At 70.9% G+C, this 25,191-nt stretch carries 23 protein-coding genes; 8 read left to right on the top strand and 15 right to left on the bottom strand.

Going from position 1 to position 25,191, the window contains the following annotated elements; genetic code table 11:
• Positions 1-16: 16 nt before the first annotated feature.
• The 6 genes from JJ691_RS12940 to JJ691_RS12915 all read right to left on the bottom strand — a co-directional run bounded on the left by JJ691_RS12940 (position 17) and on the right by JJ691_RS12915 (position 9,560).
• Entirely contained in the window at positions 17-1,081 is a 1,065-nt protein-coding gene (locus JJ691_RS12940; protein ID WP_211769014.1) for a hypothetical protein, read from the bottom strand.
• Positions 1,078-2,484 carry a VWA domain-containing protein gene (locus tag JJ691_RS12935; protein WP_249227877.1) on the bottom strand — a complete coding sequence of 469 codons (1,407 nt, stop codon included), beginning with the start codon at positions 2,482-2,484 and terminating at the stop codon, positions 1,078-1,080. Before JJ691_RS12935 ends, JJ691_RS12940 begins: the two co-directional genes overlap by 4 nt.
• Positions 2,481-4,685: a tetratricopeptide repeat protein gene (locus JJ691_RS12930; RefSeq protein ID WP_211769013.1), complete on the bottom strand. Its 2,205-nt coding sequence runs from the start codon at positions 4,683-4,685 to the stop codon at positions 2,481-2,483. The genes JJ691_RS12935 and JJ691_RS12930 overlap by 4 nt, the downstream gene beginning before the upstream one ends.
• A complete protein-coding gene (locus tag JJ691_RS12925) occupies positions 4,682-6,082 on the bottom strand; it encodes a S1 family peptidase (protein WP_211769012.1) in 1,401 nt (466 codons plus the stop codon). The genes JJ691_RS12930 and JJ691_RS12925 overlap by 4 nt, the downstream gene beginning before the upstream one ends.
• A gap of 54 nt (positions 6,083-6,136) precedes the next feature.
• Positions 6,137-6,721: a PadR family transcriptional regulator gene (locus tag JJ691_RS12920; protein ID WP_211769011.1), complete on the bottom strand. Its 585-nt coding sequence runs from the start codon at positions 6,719-6,721 to the stop codon at positions 6,137-6,139.
• Positions 6,722-6,788: 67 nt separating this feature from the next.
• A complete protein-coding gene (locus JJ691_RS12915) occupies positions 6,789-9,560 on the bottom strand; it encodes a glycoside hydrolase family 3 C-terminal domain-containing protein (RefSeq protein ID WP_211769010.1) in 2,772 nt (923 codons plus the stop codon).
• A gap of 122 nt (positions 9,561-9,682) precedes the next feature.
• Here JJ691_RS12915 and JJ691_RS12910 point away from each other — a divergent pair, with 122 nt between their 5' ends.
• Both JJ691_RS12910 and JJ691_RS12905 read left to right on the top strand, forming a co-directional pair.
• Positions 9,683-10,270: a hypothetical protein gene (locus tag JJ691_RS12910; RefSeq protein ID WP_249227876.1), complete on the top strand. Its 588-nt coding sequence runs from the start codon at positions 9,683-9,685 to the stop codon at positions 10,268-10,270.
• Positions 10,271-10,305: 35 nt separating this feature from the next.
• Positions 10,306-10,845 (top strand): AAA family ATPase, encoded by a 540-nt coding sequence (locus JJ691_RS12905; protein WP_211769008.1) that lies wholly within the window; start codon positions 10,306-10,308, stop codon positions 10,843-10,845.
• Between the two features lie 4 nt (positions 10,846-10,849).
• On the opposite strand, the gene JJ691_RS12900 is transcribed toward JJ691_RS12905, so the two are convergent.
• Both JJ691_RS12900 and JJ691_RS12895 read right to left on the bottom strand, forming a co-directional pair.
• Positions 10,850-11,488 (bottom strand): hypothetical protein, encoded by a 639-nt coding sequence (locus JJ691_RS12900; RefSeq protein ID WP_211769007.1) that lies wholly within the window; start codon positions 11,486-11,488, stop codon positions 10,850-10,852.
• A complete protein-coding gene (locus tag JJ691_RS12895; RefSeq protein ID WP_211769006.1) occupies positions 11,488-12,333 on the bottom strand; it encodes a phosphotriesterase in 846 nt (281 codons plus the stop codon). Before JJ691_RS12895 ends, JJ691_RS12900 begins: the two co-directional genes overlap by 1 nt.
• Before the next feature lie 168 nt (positions 12,334-12,501).
• Here JJ691_RS12895 and JJ691_RS12890 point away from each other — a divergent pair, with 168 nt between their 5' ends.
• Complete coding sequence (locus JJ691_RS12890; RefSeq protein ID WP_211769005.1) at positions 12,502-13,071, top strand: TetR/AcrR family transcriptional regulator; 570 nt, start codon at positions 12,502-12,504, stop codon at positions 13,069-13,071.
• Positions 13,068-14,546: an FAD-dependent monooxygenase gene (locus JJ691_RS12885; RefSeq protein ID WP_211769004.1), complete on the top strand. Its 1,479-nt coding sequence runs from the start codon at positions 13,068-13,070 to the stop codon at positions 14,544-14,546. Before JJ691_RS12890 ends, JJ691_RS12885 begins: the two co-directional genes overlap by 4 nt.
• On the opposite strand, the gene JJ691_RS12880 is transcribed toward JJ691_RS12885, so the two are convergent.
• Positions 14,427-15,257 (bottom strand): oxidoreductase, encoded by an 831-nt coding sequence (locus tag JJ691_RS12880; protein WP_306291368.1) that lies wholly within the window; start codon positions 15,255-15,257, stop codon positions 14,427-14,429. The two genes, JJ691_RS12885 and JJ691_RS12880, sit on opposite strands and share 120 nt — an antisense overlap.
• Positions 15,258-15,425: 168 nt before the next feature.
• Between JJ691_RS12880 and JJ691_RS12875 the strand changes: the two genes are divergently transcribed.
• A complete protein-coding gene (locus tag JJ691_RS12875) occupies positions 15,426-15,884 on the top strand; it encodes a hypothetical protein (protein ID WP_211769002.1) in 459 nt (152 codons plus the stop codon).
• 133 nt (positions 15,885-16,017) lie between these two features.
• Here JJ691_RS12875 and JJ691_RS12870 read toward each other — a convergent pair whose 3' ends face one another.
• The 4 genes from JJ691_RS12870 to JJ691_RS12855 form a co-directional block, all read right to left on the bottom strand.
• Complete coding sequence (locus JJ691_RS12870) at positions 16,018-17,241, bottom strand: acyl-CoA dehydrogenase family protein (protein WP_211769001.1); 1,224 nt, start codon at positions 17,239-17,241, stop codon at positions 16,018-16,020.
• Positions 17,241-18,287, bottom strand: coding sequence for a phosphotransferase family protein (locus JJ691_RS12865; protein ID WP_211769000.1), 1,047 nt, complete (start codon positions 18,285-18,287; stop codon positions 17,241-17,243). Before JJ691_RS12865 ends, JJ691_RS12870 begins: the two co-directional genes overlap by 1 nt.
• Complete coding sequence (locus tag JJ691_RS12860; RefSeq protein WP_211768999.1) at positions 18,284-18,928, bottom strand: HAD family hydrolase; 645 nt, start codon at positions 18,926-18,928, stop codon at positions 18,284-18,286. Before JJ691_RS12860 ends, JJ691_RS12865 begins: the two co-directional genes overlap by 4 nt.
• A 79-nt stretch (positions 18,929-19,007) precedes the next feature.
• The gene (locus JJ691_RS12855) at positions 19,008-19,433 is read right to left on the bottom strand and encodes a MarR family winged helix-turn-helix transcriptional regulator (protein WP_249227875.1); all 426 of its coding nucleotides are present in this window, start codon (positions 19,431-19,433) and stop codon (positions 19,008-19,010) included.
• A gap of 82 nt (positions 19,434-19,515) precedes the next feature.
• On the opposite strand from JJ691_RS12855, the gene JJ691_RS12850 reads away from it, so the two are divergent.
• Positions 19,516-20,391 (top strand): MBL fold metallo-hydrolase, encoded by an 876-nt coding sequence (locus JJ691_RS12850; protein ID WP_211768998.1) that lies wholly within the window; start codon positions 19,516-19,518, stop codon positions 20,389-20,391.
• Positions 20,392-20,442: 51 nt separating this feature from the next.
• Positions 20,443-21,222 (top strand): oxidoreductase, encoded by a 780-nt coding sequence (locus JJ691_RS12845; protein ID WP_211768997.1) that lies wholly within the window; start codon positions 20,443-20,445, stop codon positions 21,220-21,222.
• 103 nt (positions 21,223-21,325) lie between these two features.
• Here JJ691_RS12845 and JJ691_RS12840 read toward each other — a convergent pair whose 3' ends face one another.
• On the bottom strand, positions 21,326-21,754 hold the full coding sequence (locus JJ691_RS12840) for an RICIN domain-containing protein (RefSeq protein WP_211768996.1): 429 nt from the start codon (positions 21,752-21,754) through the stop codon (positions 21,326-21,328).
• A 76-nt stretch (positions 21,755-21,830) separates the two neighbouring features.
• Between JJ691_RS12840 and JJ691_RS12835 the strand changes: the two genes are divergently transcribed.
• On the top strand, positions 21,831-22,643 hold the full coding sequence (locus tag JJ691_RS12835) for an amidohydrolase family protein (protein ID WP_249227874.1): 813 nt from the start codon (positions 21,831-21,833) through the stop codon (positions 22,641-22,643).
• Here JJ691_RS12835 and JJ691_RS12830 read toward each other — a convergent pair.
• Entirely contained in the window at positions 22,640-25,003 is a 2,364-nt protein-coding gene (locus tag JJ691_RS12830; protein ID WP_211768995.1) for an ATP-binding cassette domain-containing protein, read from the bottom strand. The two genes, JJ691_RS12835 and JJ691_RS12830, sit on opposite strands and share 4 nt — an antisense overlap.
• Positions 25,004-25,191: the final 188 nt, after the last annotated feature.

The following is a 25,191-nucleotide window of genomic DNA, read 5'->3' as shown; positions in this document are numbered from 1 at the left end:
AGGATCGTCAATCGCTTCATGAGCGGTACCGGTATTCGTCGATCCGGGGTTGCAGGCCGGCCAGCGCCAAGGCGGCAATCCCCAGCGCCAGCACCGGAATCGCCACGAGCAGCCAGCCGAGGTCGGTCGCGCTGTCGAATTCGGCGCTGGCGTCCGCGGCGGCGGACGGCGGCGGGGCGGTCGCGGTCAGGGTCTGGAACGGCGGGACAGTCGGCACTGTCGCGCCGCAGCTCCCGGCGCAGCCGTTGCGCACCAAGGCGATCAGGTCGTGCTGGGCGGCGGCCGAGACGGCGTCGGACTGCTTGTCGGAGGTGATGACGTAGGTGGTCAGGGCGGCGGTCGCGGTGTGGGCCCGGCCGGCCAGCACGAGAGAGGTCGAAGTGGCGGCTATCAGCGCCAGCAGGAGCACTGTCGCCCCGAGCAGGGCGGGGTTGAACCGCCGGCCGAACGTGCGCCACAGGTACTGCTGGGTGCGCACGAGCAGGCCCAGCAACGCCAGCGACGGCAGCGCCCAGGCCAGCACGGTCAACGGGTTGAGCCAGCCCTCGGTCAGCTGCTGGTCCAGCTCCTGCCGTTGGCTGCTGGCCAGCGTGTTCAGATGCTCCAGGGTCTGATCGTCCCCGTACAGCGAACGCGCGGCGTACCAGAGATCAGTGGAGGACAAGGTGCCGGGATAGTGCGCGCCGGCCTGGCTCATCCAGTCGCTGTAGGTGGCCAGCAGCCCGGCGATCAGCTGAAGTTCGGCGCTGCCGGTCGGGCCGGCGGCATTGTCCCCGGCGGCGCGGGCCAGGTCCTGCTGGGCCACGGCCAGATCGGTCGTGTACTGCTCCCCCGGGCCGACGAGCTGGGCGCCCCGGTGCACGAAGCTGCTCACGGCGGCGGAATGGGCCTGCATCAGGGCCGCCCGGGCCGAGGCGACATCGAGGACGGCCGGCGCGGTCTGGTTCCGCACGGTGCCCAGCACCGACTGGGTCGCCGCGAACGACCAGACCGACAGCGCCAGCACCACCACAGTCAGCCCGAGTAGGCCGAGGCGTAACCGGATCAGGTCACGGCGGGTCGTGCTGACTCGCTCCGTCACGGCGCGACCTCGAACCGGTGGCCGCAGTGCATGCAGAACTGGGCGTCCGGCGGCGACAGCTCCGGGCAGTCCGGACACTGGCGCGGCTGCCCGCCGGGGACCGCCTCCGGCGTGACGGGGGTGTCGGACGTCGCGGCGCTGGCCAGGCTCAGCACGGCGGCGAAGCCGTCCCGCGGCCGGATGTCGTCCTTGAGGGTGACCTCGCCGCTGTCCGGGTCGATGTCGACCAGCCGGCCCAGGCGGCGCAGGATCTCGGTGTTGCCGAGCTGGGTGGCCAGCCGCACCGCCTCGCCCCACTCGGCCACCGCGCCCTGATGGTCGTCCTCGCCGAACCGGACCCAGCCGGCCTTGAGCCGCTGCCCCAGGTCGGCCTGCACGGTGTAGCGCTCGACGTCCTCGTCGATCCGGGTGGACAGCCGCACGTCCTCGGTGAGATGCCCGAGGATCGGCGTCGGCGCGGCCGGCACCCGCACCGAGGCGTCCGGCGGCACCAGCTCCACCCGGCCCAGTTGGAGGTCCTCGAAGCGCGGCCGGCCGCGCATGTCGACGGCCAGGGTCAGGAAGAACTCCCGGGCCTCCTCACCCCACGCCCCGGTGGACACCTCGACCACGCCCGGCTTCACCGCCACCACCCGGTCGGTCAGGTCGATGTCGGCCGGCGCCACCTGCCGGATCGACTCGAGCCGGGCGAACGCCGGCGTGACCAGGCGCAGCCGCAGGTCGGGCACCGCCTTGTCGGTGGCCGAGCGGATCAGCCGCCGGAACTCGGCCGGCAGGTCGGCGTCCTCGACCACGGCGTCGGCCGTGCCCCGCAGCACGCCGGCGATGCGACGCAGGTCCTCCGGCTCCCAGTCGTCGCCGATTCCCCTTGCGTCGCAAGTGAAGCGGCCCTCGCACTCGTCCAGCACGCGGTGCAGGACCGAGGCCGGTTCGCTCTCGTTGCGGCCGTCGGTGAGCAGCAGGGCGTGCCGGACCGCGTCGGGACGGGTGTCGAGCAGGTCGCGGGCCAGGCTGAGCCAGGTGCTCATGGCCGTCGCCCCGATGGCCACCAGGTGCCCGGCGGCGGCCTTCGCGCGTTGCCGGGTCCGGGCGTCGGCCGGCACGAGGCGAGGCGTGTCCGGGTAGCGCATGGTCGCCTCGTCTGTGCCCTCCACCAGCGCGAACCACGTGCCGTCGGGCAGCGCGTCGACCGCCGCGGCGGCGGCCTTGCGGGCGTTGGCGATCTTCGTCGGCGGCCAGTCCATGGAGCTGGAGCAGTCCACCACCAGCACCTCGGCCGACGGCCGCACCGCCGGGCCGTCGACGTCCCGGGCCCGCACCTTCAGCACCGCGTGCATGTGGGTGTCCACCCGGGACAGAAACCGGTTCTGGCCCACCTCAAGGGAGAATTCGCTCACCGTCACGTCCTCGTCCGTCGCCGTACGGTGTTCGCCGCGTCGATCAGCACGTGGCTGCGGCCGGTGTCCTCGGCGTGGTCGGCCAACACCCGCAGCACCGCCTCCTGCCGGTCGCGCAGCCCGTCCTCGGTGACCGGGGCGCCCAGCAGCGGCCCGCCCCGCCAGTCCTTCGTTTCGGGAGACTTCGACTCGAACTTGTCCAGCGCGACGTCCAGCAGCGCGCTGGACAGCCGTTGCCGGGTCTCGCCGTTCTCCTCGCCGCCGTCGAGATAGAGCCGGGGCAGCCGGTCCTCGGCGGCGTTGACGTCGGCCACCGACGGCGGTTCACCGTCCAGCCGGGCCAGCAGCACCCGCACCGCGGCGATCTGCGCCGCGTCGTGGTGACGCGACAGCCGGGGCAGCCAGTCCAGCACTTCCACCGCCTCGGCCCGGTTGTGTTGCCGCAGCGCGATACGAGCCAGCCCGAACAGGGCGCTGGCCTGCTCGTCGTCCCGGCTCCACACCACCGTGTAGTGCTGCCGGGCCTCGTCGAGATTTCCTTGCCGCTCAAGGCAGAAACCGATGGCCAGCTTGGGGGCGACCTCGCCCGGCACGTCCGCGTAGACGTTGCGGAACGCCGCCAGCGCGCCGGCCACGTCGTCCTCGGCCAACGCCAACAGGCCGAGGTGCCAGGCGATCCGCCAGTCGTGCTCGGCCCAGCCGCCGAGCATCGTGATGGCCCGGTCGATGCGCCGCCGGGCTTCATCCGGCTCGCCGAGCTCGATGTGCGCGCGGGCCGACGCCAGGTCCAGTTCCACGGACTCGGCCGGGAACTGCTCGTACTCGCGCAGCAGCTGCCGGGGCGCGGCCGCCGAGCGGGCGGCCAGGAACTCGGCCACCGGATCGGAATCGGCCGGCTTGGGCACCGGCAGCCGCGCGGCCGCCACCGGCGCCGGCGGGCAGCCGTCGTCGATCGTCGCGTCGGGTCGGTCGGCCAACGTCCAGCGGTCCAGGCCCGGCACCGCGCCGAGGCCGGCGTCCAGTAGTTCGTGAGTGTTGGCGAAACGGGTCGCGGGCATCCGCCGGGGCTTGCCGTCCCGCAGCGACAACAGCTCCCGGTGCACGCCGTCGAGCTGCTCGGACATCTCCGCCGCCGAGGCGAACCGCCGCTCGTACGGCCCGAGCGCGCGGTCGATCAGCAGCCCCATCGACTCGATGGCGAACGCCACCTGGTCCGGCCGGGGCTCCTGCTCCTCGGCCGCGTCGAACAGCCAGCGCAGCGTCTCGCCGACCGTGTGCACGTCGGACCGCACGGTCAGGCCGTGCTCGGCGATCTCGTCCCGGCTGACCTGGAACGGCTCCGCGCCGACGATCGCGCTGTCCCGGTCGCCGACGGCCCGGGTGGCGCCCAGGTCGATGACCTTGAGCCGGTTGCCGGTGCGCATCACGTTGTTGGGCTTCATGTCGCAGTAGAGCAGGTCCAGGCCGTGCAGATAGTCCAAAGCGGACAGTATGTGCCGGCCGTAGGTGGTCACGTCCTCCAGCCGCAGCGGGTCGCCGCTGTCGAGGATCTCCTGCAGCGACGGGCCGTCCACGAACTCCATGACGATGTACTCGTCGCGGTGGCCGGTGTTCGGGTCGGTGTGCTCGACGTAGGTGATGATCCGCACGACGTAGGGGTGGTCGAGCCGGGTCAGCGTGTCGCGTTCCTTGCGGGCCAGCTGCATGGCCAGCGCGTCGGTCGGGTTGATCACGCCCTTGAGCACGACCCGGGTCTCGGGCAGGAACCGGTCGCCGGCCAGGTAGAGCCAGCCCAGGCCGCCGAACGCCAGCCAGCCGATCACCTCGTACCGGTCGGCCACCACGTCGCCGGGTTCGAGCTTGGGCACGAACGAGAACCGGGTGCCGCAGTGCGGGCAGAAGCCGGTCACCACCGGCGGCTGGGTGCCGACGCGCCGGCCGACCGGCCGCCGGCAGGATCCGCAGTACTGGCGGTCCTCGGGATAGGTGGGGTCGGTGAGCAGACTCGGCTCGCGGGCCGGCAGCGACGTCAGCTGGTAGACGTCGGTGCCGCCCCAGGAGCTGGTGGCCGGCGGCCGGACCGGGTGCGGCGGCTCGGCGTCAGGCCCCTTGGCGATCTGCTCCGTGGTGATCTTGCGCCGGCCGCAGACGTCGCAGTATCCGGTCGGCCCGACCGGCCGGCCGCAGCACATCGTCTCGGCGCTCATGTCCGCCGCCGCACCTCCGCCACGTAGGCCCGGACCCGCGTCCGGATGACGGCCAGGTACTCGCGGGCGTCGAGCGCGGCCCGGGCCTCCCGGTACAGCTCGACCAGCTGCTCGTCCTCGGCCAGGCCGTGCTCGACGGCGATGGCGTTGTAGGTGGCCAGCATTCCCCGCAGCCGCTCGAATTCCTTGGCCAGCGCGTCGTTCTCCTGCTCGGCGTCGGCGACCACGGCCAGGTGCCGCACCAGTTGGCGCTCGTAGTGGTGCAGGGCGCGGGCCAGCTTGATCGGCTCCTGGTCGCGGATGCTGGCCCGCAGGATCACCTTCGGCAGTTCGAGCTCGGCGGCCAGCGCGGGGATCTCGTGCACCCCCTTGAACCGAGCCCGCCGGCGTCGCGCGCCACGCTCCCGGTCGGCGAGCTCGGCGATGCCCTCGGCCAGCGCGTCAACCCGGTCCTGGAGGGCGTCCTGCTGCCACTGCCGGGCCAGCTCCGCGGCCGGCGACGACTCGTCCTCGAACTGGAGCACCACCGTCGCGCCCCGGCGCACCAGCGGACCGACGACGTCGTCCAGCACCTGCTCCGGCTCCTGGGCCTGCTCGATTCCGGCCACCCCAAGGGACATCCGCTCCGTGGGCGGCGGCAGCGACCGCTCCACCTCGGCCGTCGACTTGCCGGCGGCGTCCACCACCCGGCCGGCGTCGATCGGGCCGGACCCGGTGATCACGATCTGGATCAGGCCGATCCACGGCTGCCAGTCCCCGCGCGGCACGTCCGGGCCGAGCCAGCGGCCGATCGCCGGCACGTGCCGGATCAGCGTCTCGACGGGGATCAGCCAGGCCGGCTTCTCCTCGTCGCCACGAGCGGACGTGACGACCATGCCGACGACTGCGCCGCTGCGGTCGTCGACCACGCCCGCGCCGCTGAACCCGGGCCGGACCCGGCCACGTTCGGTGTGGTCGAGCTGGATCCACTCGTTGTCCGGGCCGCTGCGCCCGGCCAGCACCGCCGTCGCGACCACGCCGAACTCGTACGGGGCCGGGAAACCCAAGGCGTGCACCGTGCGGTTGCGTGGGGACGGCAGGCGGCTGAGCAGCGTGCCGGGCAGGTCGCACGGCTCGATGGTCTGGAACAGCGCGATGTCCGCGCCGCCGTTGTCCAGCGTCGGCGCCCAGCCACCGGGGACCAGGCGGGCCGTCCGCGCACCGGCGTCCGGGAGGTCGACCCACTCCGCGGTGATCTCCGCGTCGGGGGTCCCGACCACGTGAGCGCAGGTCAGAATGGCACCCCCGGCCAGGGCGATCCCCGCGCCCCGGATGGTGCCGTCACGGTCACGCAGGAGCAGCCGCCACGGCTCAGCGTCGGGAGATCGCCTGAATGCGGATTCAGCTTCGATGCTCACCGAGTCCGCACCTTACGGCGCGTCACCTGGGTCCCGCCGGGGAACGGCGGCCGATCACCCGGACGGCGGCAGCGACCACGTGAGCGTGCCAGCGGCGAGGTCGGCGACAACTCCCCGTGCCCAAGCCAACTCCGCGGAGGTCACGTTATGCCGGTACTCGTGCTCCAGCAGGTGCAGCCTTGGCACGTGCGCCTGGTGGGAGGCGTCGAGCACGGCCTGCGTCTCGCCGAGGGTCCGTTCCAGTGCCTCGATCCGCCGCTCCAGTTGCGTTCGAGCGTCCTGCGGATCGAGCAGGTGCAGGAACGAGACCACCGCCGGGAACAGCGGAAACTCCTGTGCCGGTGCGGAAACGCCGTCTCGCAGACCGTCCAGCAACTGGCCCCGGCCGGTTTCGGTCAGGGCGTACACCGTGCGCTCCGGGTGTCGGGAATCGCGCTCCACGGCGTGCACGCGGATCAGCTCGTCCCGAGCCAGCCGGTCGATCGCCGCGTGCAGGCCGGACCGGTTACGGACGTTGACCACCAGCTGCACACCGCGCTCCTTCATCAGCTGCTGCATCCGGTAGGCATGCATCGGGGCCTCGGCCAGCAGCGCGAGCACGGCGATGGTCAGGGGCGTCAGCTGTCCGCGGGTCGGCACAGGGTGCACCGTACTAGTCCGGTATGGACTAGCCGGGCCGGCGGGGTGATCCGCCGGCCCGGGTTCGTCAGGACGGTAGCGTCCACCGCTGCTGGACCTGGCCGTTGCAGTCCCAAATCTGCAGCTGCGTGCTGTTCGCCGTGGAGGCTGAGGGATCGTCGAGGCATCGGCCGGAGCTCGGGTTCAGCAGTGCGCCATTGGCCTGCGGCTGCCACTGTTGGGCACCGGTGCCGTTGCAGTCGTACAGCTGGATCTTGGTGCCGTTGGTGGTGCCCGCGCTGGTGATGTCCATGCACTTGCCCAACGCCTGCACGGTGCCGTCCGAGCCGACGGTCCAGGTCTGCGCGGTGGTGCCGTTGCAGGTGTAGATCTGCACTGGGGTTCCGTTGTCGGTGCTGGCCGAGCGGACGTCCAGGCAGAGGTTGGCGCCGACCCCGGCGGTGATCGCCCCGGTGTGCCCGGTGCCGCCGTTGCCAGTGGTGGCCGTCCAGACGAAAGTCGTGGAGCCGGCAGCCCCGGTGCCGTCGGTCGCCGTGACGGTGACGGTGCTGGTGCCGCCGGTGGTGGCGGTGCCGGAGATCGTGCCGTTGCCAGCGATCGCCAGTCCGGCCGGCAAACCGGTCGCGGTGAAGGTGAGGGCTTGGCCGGCGGAATCCGTGGCCTGGATGGGCAAACTGACCGCGGTACCGACCGGACTGCTCATACCCTGGGGATTCGTCACGGTGACGGTGTTGCCGGCGTTGGTGCTGGCGACGGTCAGCGTGCCGGACAGCTGCGGCGCGGAAGACGTATCCCCGACGGCGATCTGGTACGAGCCGAGCGCGGTGGTCCACGCGTTGTTGTTCCAGTACGCCAGATCGTGCAGCGTCACCGGGAAGCTGACCGTGGTCGACGCCCCAGGTTGCAGGGTGACGCGGCTGAATCCCTTGAGCTGCAAGGGAGGCTCACCGGTGCTGGCCGGATCGCCCACGTACAGCTGCGCGACGTCCGAGCCCGCGCGGCTGCCGGTGTTGGTGACGGTCGCCGTCACCGTGGTCTTGCCGTGCGCGTCGAGCGCGCCGACCTGGAGGTTGCTGAACGCGAAGCTGGTGTAGGACAAGCCGAAGCCGAACGGGAACAGCGGGGCGATGTTCTGCGCCTGGTACCAGCGGTAGCCGACCTTGACGCCCTCCGAGTACTGCACCTGGCCGTTGCTGCCGGGCCACTGCGCCTGGGTGTGCGCCGGCACGTCGGCGAGGCTCTTGGGGAAGCTGACCGGCAGCTTGCCCGACGGGTTGGTGTCGCCGAACAGCACCGAGGCGATGGCGTTGCCGTCCTCCTGGCCCGGATACCAGGCCTCCAGGATGCCGGCGACGTTGTTCACCCACGGCATCGTCACGGCCGAGCCGGTGTTGAGCACCACGATGGTGTTCGGGTTGGCCGCGGCCACCTGCGTGATCAGCTGGTTCTGCACACCCGGCAGGTCGATGCTCCCGAGGTCGCTGCCCTCGGCCTCGTTGTAGCTGGCGAACACGATGGCAAGGTTAGAGTTCTGGGCCAGCGTGACGGCCTGGGCGATGTTGCCGGAGGTGTCGCCGGGGGCGTACTGCACGGTGACACCGGAGCCCGCGCGGCTGGTGATCCCTTGCAGCGGCGTGACCGTGCCCGACGAGTTGACCTTCGCGCTGCCGCCGCCCGCGGTCTGCGGCGAGGTGCTGGCGTCCGCGCCCAGGACCGCGATGGAGTGCACCGTCGAGGTGTTCACCGGCAGCACATTGTTGTTACGCAACAGAACCGTGCCCTCGGCGGCGATCTGCCGGGCCGCCGTCTTGTGCGCGGTGGAGGTGACGGTCGCCCCGGTGTTGCCGGTGCGGGGGTTGTCGAACAGGCCGAAGGCGAACATCTCCGTGAGGATGCGGCTCACCATGGTGTTCAGCGTCGCCTGCGACACCTGGCCGTTCTGCACGGCGGTTCCCAGTGCGCTGCCGAAGAAATCGCCGCCCGGCATCTCCTGGTCCATGCCCGCGTTGGCCGAGGCGGCCGTCGAGTGGGTCGCGCCCCAGTCCGAGGTCACGAAACCCGGGAAGCCGAACTGGGTCCGCAGCGGGCCGTTCATCAGCGCCGGGTTCTGACAGGCGTAGGTGCCGTTCACCGTGCTGTACGAGCACATCGCCGAGGACGCCGCACCCTGCTGCACGCCCGCCCCGAACTGCGGCAGGTAGATCTCCTGCATGGTTCGGCTGTCGATGACGGCGTTGTCCGACGGCGTGTTCCGGTTGGTTTCCTGGTTGTAGACGCCGATGTGCTTGATCTGCGCCAGCACCCCGGTCCCCTGCACGCCGCGGGTCTCCGCCGCGCCCAGCTGCCCGGCCAGGTACGGGTCCTCGGTCAGCGACTCGAAGGCCCGTCCCCAGCGGGGATCGCGGACGATGTTGACCGTCGGGCCGAGGTTGACGTTGGCGCCCTTGCCGGCCTCCTCGCTGCCGACCAGCTGGCCGTACTGGTTCTCGGCGTCGACGTCCCAGGTTGCCGCCGCCGCCACCGGGGCCGGCAGCTGCGTGACGCCGTTCAGGTTCTCGCCGACGCCGGCCGGGCCGTCCTCCAGGCCCAGCGCCGGGATGCACAACGCCGGGATCGCCGGCGTGTTGCCGACGTAGCCGCCGCCGGTGCCGTGCAGCAGGCTGATCTTCTGGTCCTGGCTCATCTCAGCCAGGACCTGGGCGACTCTCTGTGGGATCGGGGCCGTCGAGCCGACCCAGGCGCAGGTGGCCTGGGGGGCGGCGGACACGGACGGCGGGGCCAACGCGGTGACGGCCAGGCTCACGGCTGCGGCTACGCCCAGCCAGCGACGTGCGGACACGGTGGTCTCCTCACTGAGCACACACGGGACAAGCGCACAGTGGCGGCTGGGAGCGCTTTCATACGGTGGCATAAGGTGTCGGACACAGCGGTCACGTATCGATAAAGATGGCGGAGGGTGCGATGCCCCACGTGATGGACGCCGCGGCCCGCCTCGCCGCGCTCGGCTGCTGCCGCCTGGCCCCCGGCCTCACCGACGCCGAGTTCGCCCAGGTCGAGGCCGCCTACGGCTTCACCTTCGCCGACGACCACCGCGCCTTCCTGGCCGCCGCCCTGCCGCTCGACGACGACCGCGGGCACGGCTGGCCCGACTGGCGGGACGGTGATCCCGCCGAGCTGCGGCGCATGCTCGACTGGCCGGTGGAAGGGGTCCTGTTCGACGTCGAGCACAACGTCATGTGGGATCCCGCCTGGGGTCCTCGCCCCCACACCGTCCATGAGCGCCTCGCCGTCGCCGCCAAGCACCTCTCCGACGTGCCCCAGCTCGTGCCCGTCTACGCCCACCGCTACTTACCCGCCGGCCGCGGCGCCTCCGGTCACCCCGTGTTGTCGGTGTACCAGACCGACATCATCTACTACGGCGTCGACCTGTCCGACTACATCCACCAGGAGTTCGGCGGACCCGGCCTGGACCGCTCCGACCCCGCCTGGAACCCGGTCGCCACCGTCCCGTTCTGGCGCGACTTCCTCCAGCCGCCATTCGGTCGGTAAAGGAACCATTACTCTCGCTGGGGCGTTGTCCGGGCATGAGGGAGCGCATCACCATCGAACTGGGCCGGCGCGATCTCCTGGTCGTGGCCGGACTGCCCGGGGCGGGCAAGAGCACGATGCTCGCCCACGCGGCGGACGGGTTGACCGTGCTGGACTCCGACCAGGTGCGGGCGCGGCTGTCGGCGCTGCTGCCGGCCGCCCTGCCGTACCGGTACTATCGGCCGGTTGTCCATGTGTGGCAACGGATTCGGGTGATCCGGGCGGCGTTGTCGCGGGGCCCGGTCGTGGTGCACGAGCCGTCGACGAGGGCCACCACCCGGGCCTGGCTCGTGTCGCTGGGGCTGGCCACCCGCCGGCCGGTCCGCATGCTGTGGCTGGACGTCACCGCCGAGCAGGCGATCCGGGGCCAGCGCAGCCGTGGCCGGGTGCTGCACCCGAGGACGTTCCAGCGGCACGTGCGCCGGGCGGCCCGGATGCGGGAGGCGCTGCTGGCCGACCAGGTTCCGGCCGGCTGGCACAGCGCCCAGGTGATCACCCGCTCCGCCGCCGACACCACCGCCCTGGCCGCCGCCTGAGCGCTCAGAGCTCGAAGTGCCGGCCGACCTCGTCGGCGACGGCCTCGGCGTCGAGGGAGCCGTCGACCTCGATGACGCGGATGCCCAGCCGGTGGGCGGAGTCCACGGCGTCGGCGGCGATCAGACGGTCGCGTTCGAGGCGGTTGCGTTGGGCCAGCTCAGGATCGCTGACCTGGTGGGTGAACGTCGAGGCGCGGGGCATGCGCGACAGTTGGAGAAGCCGGAACTCCTCGGTGGGGACGAGGACGACCATGCGCCGGAGGTTGTCCAGCAGCGGGGCGACGAGTTCCGGCCGCAGGCCCCAGCCCTCGGCGAGGACGGGGTGGGGCGACACGAGCGCCCGCAGGTCGTCCAAGACCCACTCGAACCGGTCGGCGAAGCCGGCGAGGGTCCGGGCGGCCATCTCGGCCGGGGTGTGGTGCACCCAGATGTCCTCGGCCGACGGGCCTTCTGGCGGTTCCTCACGGCTCAGACGCAACGCCATGCGTCGGTCGTTGTGGCCACGGGCGTCGTGGTAGTCGTAGTGGTACGCGGTGAGCCCGTGCCGGAACGCGAGCAGCCGGGCGACGGTGCTCTTGCCGGCCCACTGCCCGCCGCCCATCCACCGCGCGTGGCCGATGGTGCCGAAGGGATCCCAGACCATCAGCCGAAAGCCTTCGCGGGATTGGTGACGAAGATCCGCTCGGCCAGGGTCGGTTCCAGTCGCGGGCGCAGGTGCGTCAATAGGTACGACATGCCGGGCACACCCCTTGCCGCCGCAGTCGTGGTGTCGCCGCCCAACAGCAGCCGCGAGGCGAAGCCGGCGTCCGCGAGTTCGGCCAACTGGGCGGGCATCATCCAGTCGGTGGCGTGGTGGGCGCGGGACGGGCCGTCGAACGCCAGGAAGGCGCCGGCCTCGGCCGCACGGCGGTGCACCCAGCGGTCGGGGAACCGGTTGAGATGGCCGAGGATCACCCGGCGCGGCGGGACTTCGAGCTGGCCGCACAACAGGTCCAGCACGTCCAGGGCGGCCGTGCCGAGTTCCAAGTGGACACTCACCGGCACGCCGGTGGCGTGGTGGGCGCGGGCGGCGGCGGTCATGGTGTGCACCGCGTGCGGGTCCAGGCCGTGGAAGCCGCCGGCCACCTTGATCAGCCCGCAACGGCGCTCGGTGACGTCGGCGACGAACAGCTCTTCCAGCCGTGGCAACGACTTCTCAAGGAACTCCGGGTCGTAGTGCTGGGCCTGGTGCAGCCCCGTCGCCGCGACGACGGCGACACCGGACCGCCGGGACAGCTCCGGCAGGTCGTCCAGACGCTGGTTCATGCCGTGCGGTGTCCACTGCACCACGGCCTGCCCGCCGGCGTCGTGAAACCGTTGCAGCTCAACAAGAGCCGCCTCGACGTCATCGAGCTCCTGGCCCGGCAGCACCCGGCTGGCCAGGAACAGGTGGTCGTGCGAGTTGGTGACGCCGAGCCGGTCGACATCCCCCAGGACGGTGCGGATCATGCTGTCACCGTACGACAGGCCAGGGCGGCGTTCACCGCGCCGGAGTAGATCAGCAGCTTGCTGCCGCCGTCTCGTGGGCGGAACCGCCGGGCCACCCGTATTCAGCGCTGGGCGGGCTCGACAACGTCGGAGCTTGAAGTGTACGAAACCGTTTCGTACACTTCTCTCATGGTTCGCGGCAAGGAACGTGAGGACGCCATCCTGGCGGCGGTGATCGAGCTGGTGGTGGAGGGGGGATACGCCAACCTGACGATGGACGGGGTGGCGGCGCGGGCGCAGGCCAGCAAGGCGACGATCTACCGGCGGTGGCGGAACAAGGCCCAGCTGGTGAAGGCGGCGCTGGACGCCTACGACGCGGAGCAGAACGAGGCGATCCCGGACACCGGTGAGCTGCGCTCGGACCTGTACGCGGTGATGCGGGCGCTGAAGGAACGGGCCAATGAGCGGCACCTGGCGTTGATCAACGGCCTGATCGCGGCGGCGCGGCACGACGAAGAGCTGGACGCGGCGCTCAAGGAGCACGTGGCGAACGAGGAGCTGTCGCCCTTCCTGGTCAGCCTGCAGCGGGCGGTGGACCGGGGCGAACTGCCGGCGGACGCGGACAGCGAGCTGGTGCACGACGTGGCCGAGGCGATGATCATGCGCCAGGTCACCGCCGGCGAATTCGACGAAGCCTTCATCAGCCGCGTCGTGGACGACGTCCTGCTGGTGCTGTTGAGGAACGGGGAACAGAAGTGACCGTGGTGATCGCGGGCGCCGGCCCGACCGGCCTGACGCTCGGCATCGAACTGGCCCGGCGCGGCATCCCTTGCCGGCTGCTGGACCGGGAGTCGGGGCTGTTCCCCGGCTCCCGCGGCAAGGGACTGCAGCCCCGCACCCTGGAGGTGTTCGACGACCTGGGCGTGCTCGACGACGTCCGCGCCGAGGGCATGCCCTTCCCGAACTTCCGCCTCTACTCGGGCACGGAGATCGTCTGGGAACGCCCGCTGCACGAGATGCTGGGCGTCGAGGAGCCGCGGGTCTCCCCCGGCGTCCCGTACCCGAAGGCGTGGCTGATTCCGCAGTGGCGGACCGACCGGATCCTGCACGACCGGTTCGTGCGGCTGGGCGGCAAGGTGGAGTTCGACACCGAGGTCACCGGCTTCGAGCAGCGGCCCAACGGCGTCACGGTTTCCGTGCTGCGCAACGGGATTCCGGAACGGATCGAGGCCGACTACCTGGTCGGCACGGACGGCGGCCGCAGCACGGTGCGCAAGCTGCTCGGGGTCGGCTTCGCCGGCGAGACCTACGAGACGGAGCGGTCCCTGGTCGGCGACGTGCGGGCCAAGGGCCTCGACGGCGTGGCCTGCCACATGATCACGCACGCCGGCGACGTCACGAAGCGGTTCTCGCTGTGGAACCTGCCCAACACCGACTACTACCAGTTCGTCGCGGCCGTGACGCCGCAGGACGCGGCGGAGCCGACGCTGGACACCTTGCGGCGCACCATGGTCGAGCGCACCGGCCGCACCGACATCGAGCTGCGCGACCTGCGGTGGATCTCGGTGTACCGGATCAACGTGCGCATGGTGGACCGGTTCCGGGTCGACCGGGTGCTGCTGGCTGGCGACGCCGCCCACGTGCACTCGTCGGCCAGCGGCCAGGGCCTGAACACCAGCGTGCAGGACGCCTACAACCTCGGCTGGAAGCTGGCCGCGGTTTTGGGCGGGGCTCCGGACGCGCTCCTGGACAGCTACGAGGCCGAGCGGATGCCGGTCGCCGCGCACCTGCTCGGCCTGTCGACCGAGATGCACCGCCGGAACTTCCGCCCGACGACCGGCCCGGCCCCGGCGATCCACCAGCTCGACATCACCTACCGCGGCGGCCCGCTCGCGCTGGACGACCGTGCCGCCAAGGGACAGCTCCAGGCCGGCGACCGTGCCCCGGATGGCCTGCTGCCGGATGGCACCCGGCTGTTCGACCTGTTCCGGGGCACGCACGCGACCGTGTTGACCTTCGGCGGCCCGATCGAGGGCTACGACCTGGCCGCCGGCACCAGGGTGCTGGTCCGCCCCGACGGCCACATCGGGGCCGTCGGCGACGTCGAGAACTGGCTACGCCTCGTCGAAGGCGGTGGCTCGGGAGACCTTCTCCCACGCCTCGATGTCCGCTCGTACGCTCTCGAGGTGGCCGGCGACCGCGTCCACCGCGTCACCGCCGAGCACCAGGCGTAGCGGCGTCACCGAAGCGTCCAGCGCGGCCAGGATGGCGGCGGCCGCCTTGGCCGGGTCGCCGGGCTGCGAGCCGTTGACGTCCGCGGTCATCCGGCGGGTGGCGCCGACCGACTCCTCGTAGTCCGGAATGGCCTCGCTGAACTGCTTGTTGTCCATCAGCCCGGTCCGGAACGCGCCCGGCTCCACGATCAGCACCTTGATCCCGAGCCGGTTGACCTCGTCGGCCAGTGCCTCGGACAGGCCTTCCAGGGCGAACTTGGTGGCGCTGTAGGCCCCGAAGCCGGCGAACGACATCTGGCCGCCCATGCTGCTCAGCTGCACGATCGCCCCGCTACGGCGGGACCGCATGTGCGGCAGGGCGGCCCGGACCAGCGCCGCCGGGCCGAAGAAGTGCACGTCGAACAGCGCCCGCAGCTCGGCGTCGGTGGTTTCCTCGGCCGCGCCGACGTGGGTGCGGCCGGCGTTGTTGACCAGCACGTCGAGCCGGCCGTGCCGGGCCACCACCCCGGCCACGGCCGCCTCGGCGGCGGCGATGTCGGTGACGTCCAGCTGGATCGCCTCCACCTGGTCCGGGTGGGCCGCCACCAGGTCGTCCAACGTCCCGGCCCGGCGGGCAGCCGCGACCACGACGTCCCCGGCCGCCACCGCCGCGGTCGTGATGGCCCGGCCGAAGCCGCTGTTCGCGCCGGTGACCAACCAAACCCTGTCCATCGTCATCTCCCCTGTTCGGTGTGGGGACCACTCTGCCGCCGTGACCGCTGTCCGGTCCAAGGTCTTTCGGCGAGCGCGGACACTGCTACGCCTGGGCGTGCCGTGACCTCGTGCAACCCGAACGGCGCTGGGCTCCGTCTTCCGGGCATGGTCGCTATCAGGCGTTCGATGGTCATCGCGGGTGTGCTGCTGTCGGCCGCTGCCTGCGCCGCACCGACGGTCACCACGGATGTGGCCGCGCAGCCGGTGAGCACGCCGGCGTGTCCGGAGACGCTCTCGCCGCATCCGGCGACAGGCCCGGCGAAGCCGATGGTGCCGGGCGAGCCGGGGGCCGCGGTGGTGTGCCACTACCCGGCGCCGAACCCGGGCGGGCCGGCGGCGCTGGCCAAGTCGGTGCAGGTGACCGACGTGAAGGGACTCGTCGCGGCGTTGAACGCGGCTGACACGACGCCGCCGCCGCGCGGCACGATGTGCCCGATGAACAACGGCACGACCGACGTCGTGATCTTCGCGTACGCCAAGGGCGACCCGGAGTACGTGACGGTCAGCCCCACGGGCTGCGCGACCGCGAGCAACGGCAAGGCCAAGGCCTACCGACTCAGCGACGCGCTGTTGAGCAAGCTGTAGTGGTGTCTCCAAGACCCACAAACCCCACCGGAAAACACCTCTAACGACTACAAACCCCGAAGCGGAGCTTCGGGGTTTGTAGTCGTTGCAGACCGCCCTGACGGGGGTTTGTGGGTCTTGGAGACGCGCGAACTCAGCGGGCCGGCCGGTAGGGCCGCAGTTCCCGCCGGGCCAGGGACATCTTGTGCACCTCGTCGGGGCCGTCGGCCAGGCGCAGCATGCGGGCCGAGGCCCACAGCGTGGTCAGGATGAAGTCCTGGCTCACGCCGCCGCCGCCGTGCGACTGGATGGCCCGGTCGATGATCTTCTCGACCGCGGCCGGGGTGGCGATCTTGATGGACTGGATCTCGGTGTGCGCGCCCTTGTTGCCGACGGTGTCCATCAGCCACGCGGTCTTGAGCACCAGCAGCCGGGCCTGCTCGATGGCCACCCGCGCCTCGGCGATCCACTCCTGCACGACGCCCTGGTCGGCGATCGGCTTGCCGAACGCCACCCGGCTCACGGTCCGCTGGCACATGGCCTCGACGGCCCGCTCGGCCATGCCGATCAGCCGCATGCAGTGGTGGATGCGGCCGGGGCCCAGCCGGGCCTGCGCGATGGCGAAGCCCTCGCCCTCGCCGGCGATGACGTTGGCGACCGGGACCCGCACGTCCTTGAACTCGATCTCGGCGTGCCCGCCGTGGGCGCCGTCGGTGAAGCCGAAGACGTGCATGCCGCGCTTGACGTTCACGCCGGGCGTGTCCCGGGGCACCAGCACCTGGCTCTGCCGGCGGTGCCGGTCCGGGTTGTCCGGGGCGGTCTGCCCCATCACGATGAAGATCTTGGCCCGGGGGCTCATCGCGCCGGAGGCGAACCACTTCCGCCCGTTGATCACGTACTCGTCGCCGTCCCGCTCGATCCGGGTGGCGATGTTGGTGGCGTCCGAGGAGGCCACGTCCGGCTCGGTCATGCAGAACGCCGAGCGGATCTCGCCGGCCAGCAGCGGCTTGAGCCACCGCTCCTGCTGCTCGGCCGTGCCGAAGCCGGCCAGCACCTCCATGTTGCCGGTGTCCGGCGCGGCGCAGTTGGTGGCCTCCGGGGCCAGCGCCGGGCTGCGGCCGGTTATCTCGGCCAGCGGCGCGTACTGGAGGTTGGTCAGGCCGGCGCCGTGCTCCTTGTCCGGCAGGAACAGGTTCCACAGCCCGCGCCTGCGGGCCTCGGCCTTGAGCTCCTCGATCACCGGCGGCGCGTCCCACGAGGTGGGGTTGTCGAGCACCCAGTCCTTGTGCGCGGCCTCGGCCGGGTACACGTGCGACGCCATGAACTCGGTCAGCTGACCGATCAGCTCCTGGGTGCGCTGGTCGTACTCGAACTCCATCAGTCCTCCTTGACTGCGGCGGCCGCGGCGGCGCCGTACTCGACGAGCGGTCCGACCAGGGCGCCGATCCGCTCGAATCCGGCGCCGACCGTGCCGCCCTGCACGAACCGGTAGTGAATGCCCTCCAAGATCACCGCGAGCTTGAAGTAGGCGAAGGCGACGTACCAGCCGAGGCCGGACACGTCCATGCCGGTGCGCCGCGCGTAGCGCTCGACCAGCGCGTCGACGGCGGGGAAGCCGGGAGTCTCGTTGACCCCGTTGGTGATCGGGTCGTCCTCCTGGCCCACGCCCTGCCAGTACACGACGAACAGGCCCAGGTCGGACAGCGGGTCGCCGAGGGTGGACATCTCCCAGTCCAGCACCGCGCTGACGGCCAGCGGCTCGGTCGTCACGAGCGCGTTGTCCAGCCGGTAGTCGCCGTGCACGATCGTGGCCCGCTGCGCGGCCGGCACACTGGCGGCCAGCTTGGCGTGCAGTTCCTCGATGCCGGGCAGGTCCCGGCTGCGGGAGGCGTCCAACTGCTTGCGCCAACGGGCGACCTGACGGGTCATGAAGCCGTCGGGGCGGCCAAAGTCGCCCAGCCCGACCGCCTGCGGGTCCACCTCGTGCAGCTCAGCCAGCACGTCGATCAGCTCGTCCGCGACCTTCGCGGCCTGCTGCGGGGACAGCCCGGCGGTGTCGGCGCGGGACCGCATCGGCGTGCCCTCGACCCGTTCCATCAAATAGAACGGCGCGCCGATGACCGCGGTGTCCTCGCAGTACAGCTCGGTTCTGGGCACCGGCACCTTGGTCGGGGCCAGCGCCGAGATCACCCGGAACTCGCGGCCCATGTCGTGCGCGGTGGCCAGCACGTGACCCAGCGGCGGCCGGCGCAGCACCCAGTCGTGGGCGCCGTCCGAGACCCGGTAGGTCAGGTTGGACCGGCCGCCGGTGATCAGCTCGGCGGTCAGCGGACCGGCCAGCACACCGGCCGCGTCCAGGTGCTTGGCCAGGGCCTCGACGTCCAGGCCCGGCAGCGCTCGGTTCGCTGAGCTACCTGCGGTCACAGGGCCACCCCCAGCAGGTCGGCCAGCGCCGCGCGGGTGCTGGCGGGATCGACGTGTTTGATGCCGTGCATGCCAAGCCGCTGCGCGGTCCGCACATTGGCGGTGAAGTCGTCGACGAAGACGACGCGCTCGGCCGGCAGCGCCAGCCGTTCCAGCAACAGCCGGTAGATCGGCTCGTCCGGCTTGCGCAGGCCGACGTCGCCGCTGATCACGACCACCTCGCACAGCTCGGCCAGCAGGTCGTGCGGGTAGTCGTTGCCCCAACTGTTGGACAGCAGCCCGGTGCGCACACCTACCTGCCGTAGGTCGCGGAGCAGGCGGGTCATCTCGTCGCTGGGCTTCATCCCGGCGAACAGCCGGCCCAGCACGCCTTCGGCCCTGACCGGCTCGCCGTTGGTCGCGACCAGCCGGGCCGCGAACCGCCGCTCGAACTCCGGCACGTCCAGCTCGCCGGTCTCCAGCAGGTGGATCGGGTTGCCGGGCTCGGCGTCGCGGCCCAGCCAGCTCTGCATCAGGGCCGAGAAGCCGTCCGGGTCGATGCCGTCGGCGCGCAGCCAGCTGCCGGTGGCGGAGCTCAGGGGCGTGGTCAGCACGCCGCCGTAGTCGAACACGACGGCGTCCACGGCACGGGTTTGCGGCACGCCGGCGATAGTACCGACCAGTCGGTATGTCGACAACACGACGGGCCGGCCGCGCGTGTGGATATCGGGGTGAGGCGGGTCAGTCGCGGGAGATGGCTCGCTCCAGCAGGTCGCGAAGCGCGTCCAGTTCCCGCTGGGCCAGGCCGGTCACCAGAGGTTCCTCGCTCAGCACGGCCAGCAGCTGTTCCCGCTGCTCGGCGCCTTCAGGGGTGAGGGTCAGCTGCTTGGCGCGGCGATCAGAGGGGTGCGCCCGCCGTTCGATCAGCCGCTGGCTTTCCAGCTTGTCGATCACCACGGTGGCGTTCGACGGTTCGCAGGCCATCCGGCCGGCCAACTCGCTCATGGTCATCGGACCCGTCAGCTCGCGCAGGGCCGAGGCTTGCGCGGTGGTGAGACCGAGCTTGGCCACACGCTCCCGCATCCGCGCGCTGTTCTGCATGTCCAGCTCGTGCACCAGCTTGCCCAGCTCCCACTGCGCGGCCGCCTGTGAGTCCGACATCGACATGGCTCCAGGCTAGCAAAGCTGCTTCAAGTCATGATAGTTATGACCTGAACCTTTCAAGTCATAAGCATGTGGAGGTTGGAACATGACATCGCAGCTGGACGAGCGTCTCCGGCGCCCCTCGGGCATCCGGTCCCTGACGCTCGGCGACACGAAGCTGAGCTACGTGCCGGACGGCGTGGGCACGCTCAAGGCCCGGCTCTGGCTGCCGGAGCCCACCGACGAGTTCTGGGCGGCCCACGCGGAATACCTCGACGAGGGCGGGCACCTGGTCACCGGCAACGGCGGCCTGCTCGTGGAACGCGACGGCCGCGCCCTGCTCATCGACGCCGGGGTCGGTCCGCTGACGGTGGGCCCACCGGAGAACCCGTTCGGCACCCTGAGCGGCGGCAAGCTGCTGGACAGCCTCGCCGCTCTCGGCCACAGCCCCGCGGACATCGAGGCGGTCGCCATCACCCACCTGCACCACGACCACGTGGGCTGGGCCTGGCACCCCGCCCCCGGCAGCGACCGGCCCGCGTTCACCGCGGCCGACTACCTGATCGCCGAACCCGAGTGGACCCAGCGGCACTTCGCCGAAGCGCAGGGCCTGGGCGACATGCTCGAAGCCATGCGGCCGCGGGTGCGCACCGTGGTCGAGGGCGAGGAAGTCTTTCCCGGCGTCCACGTCATGTTCGCGCCCGGCCACAGCGTGGGCCACGCCGCCTTCGTGATCAGCGCGGGTGGCCAGCGGGTGATCGCCTTCGGCGATGCCTTCCACTCCCCGGTCCAGATCAGCCACCCGCTGTGGGAGGTCCCCGCCGACCACGACCGCGAACAGGCCGCCAGCCTCCGCCACAGCCTCGTTCTCGAGTTGGCCGAGCCCGACACGATCGGTTTCGGCATCCACTTCGCCGACGTGCCCTTCGGTCGTGTCCGCATCGAGGACGGCCGACCGGCCTGGCATCCGATCGACGCCTGAGACCACACCCGTTCGCCCGGATCCCCCTTTGCATGCAGGAACTGGAGTGCCGTGAACCTCAATCTCACCAACAAGACGGCCATCGTCACCGGGGCCAGCAGGGGCATCGGGCTCGCCACAGTCCGGACCCTGGTCGACGAAGGAGTTCGGGTCGTGGGCGCCGCCCGCACCATCACGCCCGAGCTGGCGGAAACCGGCGCCCACCCGGTGTCGGCCGACCTGAGCACCGTGGCCGGCGTCGCCACCCTCATCGACAGCGCCCTGGCCGAGCTGGGCGGCATCGACCTGCTGGTGAACAACGTGGGCGGCGGTGACGAGGCGACCCTCGGTTTCCTCGATGTCGACGACGCGGAGTGGACCCGCATGTTCGACATCAACGTGCTGAGCACCGTCCGGGCCACTCGCGCGGCCCTGCCCAGCCTCGTCGAGCGCCGGGGAGTGATCGTCAACGTCTCGTCCATCGTCGCCCGGATGCCCGGGGGCTTCCCGGTCGCCTTCGGCTCGGCCAAGGCGGCGCTCACCGCGCTCAGCAAGTCGCTGGCCGAGGAATTCGGTCCCCGAGGCGTGCGCGTGAACACCATTTCCCCCGGCGCGGTCCGCACCTCCGTCTACGAGGACCCCAACGGCCAGGTCGCCAGGTGGGCGGCCGCGGCCGGCATGAGCCTCGCGGAATTCGTCCAGCGGATCGCGACGGAGCAGCGCATCACGACCGGGCGCCTCGCCGAGGCCGAGGAGGTGGCGGCCCTGATCGCGTTCCTGCTGTCCGACATGGCCGGCAGCACCACCGGGGTCGACTACGTCATCGACGGCGGCACGATCAAGACGGTCTGAACCGGAAGGATCATGGGGTGTCGACCACACGACGGGCCGGAGACGACCGTGTGCCGGGGTGGTGGGCGCGGCACGCCCACCACCCCGGCACAGCCGCCGGGCGTCAGCTCAGCAGGCTCCAGACGTGGTCGTCGTAACCGCCGTTGGCCCAGGAGCCGTTGTAGCAGGGATAGACCGTCAGGGGCACGTCGAGCGCCTGATCGCTGTTGTCACTGGCCCAACCGGAAACATCGAGGCAGAGATTGTCCCGGAAGTTCACGACGAGATAGTCGCCGTTGCCGGTGAGGTCGACCAACTCCCATTCCTGGTTGTCGTCCTTCGGTGACGAATTGCAGTAGTAGACGGACAGATGGGTCCCGGCCGGGTCCGAACCGTAATTGGGCAGGTCGAGACAGAGGCCGCCCTTGGCGTTGACGAACTCGTACAACTGGGTGCTGCCCACGGCCCGTGTGGGGTGCAGGTACCAGAGCTGGTTGTCGGCGCTGGTGTCGTTGCAGTAGTACTGGTTCCTGCGGTCAAATATTTCCCGCAACCGTTATGCGGACGACGCCACCAACGTTGCAGGTTCGCCGCCTCGACCGGTCGGCCCCGCCGATAGAGTGCCGTTCGTGCCAGTCATCGACGCATGGATGCAGCACCCGACGCTGCGCCACAGCAACCACGAGATGTTCGAGTCGCTGCGGCGATGGACCGGGATGGAGATCCGCACCGAGCCGTTGCCGGTGGCCGAGACCGTCGCCGCGCTGGCCGCCGCTGACGTGGAGATCGGGCTGGCGTCGGCCTGGTACGGGCCACAGGGGACGTTCGTCAGCAACGACGAGCTGGCGGAGTTCGTGGCCCAGTCGGATGGACGCCTGCGCGGGGTGGCCGGCGCGGACCTGAGCCGGCCGATGGCGGCGGTGCGGGAGCTGCGGCGGGCCGTGACGGAGCTCGGCTTCGTGGCGCTGCGGATCGTGCCGTGGCTGTGGCAGCTGCCGCCGACCGACCGGCTGTACTACCCGCTGTACGCGGCCTGTGTGGACCTGGGCGTCCCGTTCTGCACGCAGGTCGGTCACACCGGACCGCTGCGCCCGTCCGAGACCGGCCGACCCATCCCCTACATCGACCAGGTGGCGCTGGACTTCCCCGAGCTGACCATCGTCTGCGGGCACATCGGCTACCCGTGGACCACGGAGATGATCGCCGTGGCCGACAAGCACCCCAATGTCTTTGTCGACACCAGCGCCTACACCGCCCGCCGCTACCCGGCCGAGCTCGTCGACTACCTGCGCGGCCGGGGCCGGCACAAGGTCCTGTTCGGCTCCAACTACCCGATGATCACGCCGGCCCGGGCCCTGGCGCACCTGGACGACCTCGGACTGGACGACGAGGCGCGCGAGCTGTTCCTGCACGGCAACGCGCGCCGTGTCTTCTCCCTCTAAGCCCCCACGTACGTCGCCAGGTGCTGGCCGGTCAGCGTCGACCTGGCGGCGACCAACTCGGCCGGCGTGCCCTCGAAGACGATCTGGCCGCCGTCGTGGCCGGCCCCCGGGCCCAGGTCGATGATCCAGTCGGCGTGGGCCATCACGGCCTGGTGGTGCTCGACGACGATCACCGACTTGCCCGCGTCGACCAGCCGGTCCAGCAGTCCCAGCAGCTGCTCGACGTCGGCCAGGTGCAGGCCGGTGGTGGGCTCGTCCAGGACGTAGACGCCGCCCTTCTCCCCCATGTGGGTGGCCAGCTTGAGCCGCTGCATCTCGCCGCCGGACAGCGTGGTCAGCGGCTGGCCGAGGCTCAGATAGCCGAGACCGACGTCGGCCAGCCGGTCCAGGACGGCGTGCGCGGCCGGGGTGGCGGCCTCGCCGTCGGCGAAGAACGCCTCGGCGTCGGTCACCGACATGGCCAGCACCTCGCTGATGTCCTTGCCGCCGAGCTTGTACTCCAGCACCGAGGCCTGGAACCGGCGACCCTCGCACTCCTCGCACACGGTGGAAACGGTGGCCATCATGCCCAGGTCGGTGAACACCAGGCCGACGCCGTTGCAGACCGGGCACGCGCCCTCGGAGTTGGCGCTGAACAGCGCCGGTTTCACGTTGTTGGCCTTGGCGAAGGCCTTGCGGATGGGCTCCAGCAGGCCGGTGTAGGTGGCCGGATTGCTCCGGCGCGAGCCACGGATCGGGGTCTGGTCCACCGACACCACGCCCAGGTCGGCCGGGATAGAGCCGTGCACCAGCGAGCTCTTGCCCGAGCCGGCCACGCCGGTGATCACCGTGAGCACGCCCAGCGGGATGTCGACGTCGACCTTGCGCAGGTTGTGAGTCGTCGCGCCCCGGATCTCCAGCGCGCCCTTGGGCGTGCGGACCGTGTCCTTTAGGGACGCTCGGTCGTCGAAGTGCCGGCCGGTGACCGTGCCGCTCTTGCGCAGCCCCGCGACGGTGCCCTCGAAACAGACGGTGCCGCCGGCCGTGCCGGCGCCGGGACCCAGGTCGACGACGTGGTCGGCGATGGCGATGGTGTTCGGCTTGTGCTCCACGACAAGAACCGTGTTGCCCTTGTCGCGCAAGCGGAGCAGCAGCTCGTTCATGCGCTGGATGTCATGCGGGTGCAGGCCGATCGTCGGCTCGTCGAAGACGTAGGTGACGTCGGTGAGCGAGGAGCCGAGATGGCGGATCATCTTCACCCGCTGCGCCTCGCCGCCGGACAGCGTCGCCGCCGGCCGGTCCAGCGCCAGGTAGCCTAGGCCGATCTCCACGAACGAGTCGAGAGTGTGGCCCAGCTTCTCCAGCAGCGGCGTCACCGAGGGCTCCTTCAGCTCGCGCACCCACTGGGCCAGGTCGCTGATCTGCATGGCGCAGGCGTCGGCGATGCTGATCTTCTTGATCTTCGACGAGCGGGCGCCCTCGTTGAGCCGGGTGCCGCCGCAGTCGGGACAGACGGTGAACGTGACAGCACGGTCCACAAACGCCCGGATGTGCGGCTGCATGCCCTCCTTGTCCTTGGACAGCATGGACTTCTGGATACGAGGGAGCAATCCCTCGTAGGTCATGTTGATGCCCTCGATCTTCATCCGCACCGGGTCGGAGTGCAGGAAGTCGTTGAGCTCTCTCTTGGTGTACCGGCGGATCGCCTTGTCCGGATCGACGAAGCCCGAGGAGGCGTACAGGCGGTAGTTCCAGCCGCCCGGGGTGTAGCCAGGAATGGTGAGCGCGCCCTCGTTGAGCGACTTGGTGTCGTCGTAGAGCTGGGTCAGGTCGATGTCGGTGACCGAGCCCCGGCCCTCGCAGCGCGGGCACATGCCGCCGGTGATGCTGAAGGCCCGCTTCTCCTTGACCTGCCGGCCGCCCTTCTCCAGGGTGACCGCGCCGGCGCCGCTGACGCTCGCGACGTTGAAGGAGAAGGCCTGCGGGGAGCCGATGTGCGGCTTGCCCAGCCGGCTGAACAGGATGCGCAGCATGGCGTTGGCGTCGGTGGCCGTGCCCACGGTGGAGCGCGGGTCCGCGCCCAGCCGCTGCTGGTCCACGATGATCGCGGTGGTCAGGCCCTCCAGCACGTCCACGTCCGGCCGGGACAGGTTGGGCATGAAGCCCTGCACGAAGGCGCTGTAGGTCTCGTTGATCATCCGCTGCGACTCGGCGGCGATCGTGCCGAACACCAGCGAGCTCTTGCCCGAGCCGGACACCCCGGTGAACACCGTCAGCCGCCGCTTGGGAATTTCGACGCTGATGTCCCGGAGGTTGTTCTCCCGCGCGCCCACCACCTGGATCAGGTCGTGGCTGTCGGCGGCATGCGCCTTCTTGCTCATCGGTGTCTCCGTCGGTCCGGTGGGCGCGGGCAACTGCCCACTGTCTACCTGACGGATGAGACCCCCACGATGTGACGCGCTGTGCTTTTGCCGCGCGTTCCGCGCGGGGCGAGGCGGCTCGTGACCGGTGCCTTCCTTAGCCAGATTTCGCCCGCCGCGTGTGGGGCGCGTCGGGTGGCGGCGGCCGA

This window comes from Kutzneria sp. CA-103260, assembly GCF_018263855.1.
Taxonomy (GTDB): Bacteria; Actinomycetota; Actinomycetes; order Mycobacteriales; family Pseudonocardiaceae; genus Kutzneria.
This window is presented reverse-complemented; position numbering and strand designations above follow the sequence as displayed.

Coding starts and splice junctions, on each gene's coding strand:
- JJ691_RS12930 (WP_211769013.1), bottom strand. CDS start 4,685: ATGAGCGCCGAGACGATGTGCTGCGGCCGGCCGGTCGGGCCGACCGGA.
- JJ691_RS12910 (WP_249227876.1), top strand. CDS start 9,683: ATGCCCCACGTGATGGACGCCGCGGCCCGCCTCGCCGCGCTCGGCTGC.
- JJ691_RS12905 (WP_211769008.1), top strand. CDS start 10,306: ATGAGGGAGCGCATCACCATCGAACTGGGCCGGCGCGATCTCCTGGTC.
- JJ691_RS12900 (WP_211769007.1), bottom strand. CDS start 11,488: ATGGTCTGGGATCCCTTCGGCACCATCGGCCACGCGCGGTGGATGGGC.
- JJ691_RS12895 (WP_211769006.1), bottom strand. CDS start 12,333: ATGATCCGCACCGTCCTGGGGGATGTCGACCGGCTCGGCGTCACCAAC.
- JJ691_RS12890 (WP_211769005.1), top strand. CDS start 12,502: ATGGTTCGCGGCAAGGAACGTGAGGACGCCATCCTGGCGGCGGTGATC.
- JJ691_RS12880 (WP_306291368.1), bottom strand. CDS start 15,257: ATGGACAGGGTTTGGTTGGTCACCGGCGCGAACAGCGGCTTCGGCCGG.
- JJ691_RS12875 (WP_211769002.1), top strand. CDS start 15,426: ATGGTCATCGCGGGTGTGCTGCTGTCGGCCGCTGCCTGCGCCGCACCG.
- JJ691_RS12870 (WP_211769001.1), bottom strand. CDS start 17,241: ATGGAGTTCGAGTACGACCAGCGCACCCAGGAGCTGATCGGTCAGCTG.
- JJ691_RS12855 (WP_249227875.1), bottom strand. CDS start 19,433: ATGTCGATGTCGGACTCACAGGCGGCCGCGCAGTGGGAGCTGGGCAAG.
- JJ691_RS12850 (WP_211768998.1), top strand. CDS start 19,516: ATGACATCGCAGCTGGACGAGCGTCTCCGGCGCCCCTCGGGCATCCGG.
- JJ691_RS12830 (WP_211768995.1), bottom strand. CDS start 25,003: ATGAGCAAGAAGGCGCATGCCGCCGACAGCCACGACCTGATCCAGGTG.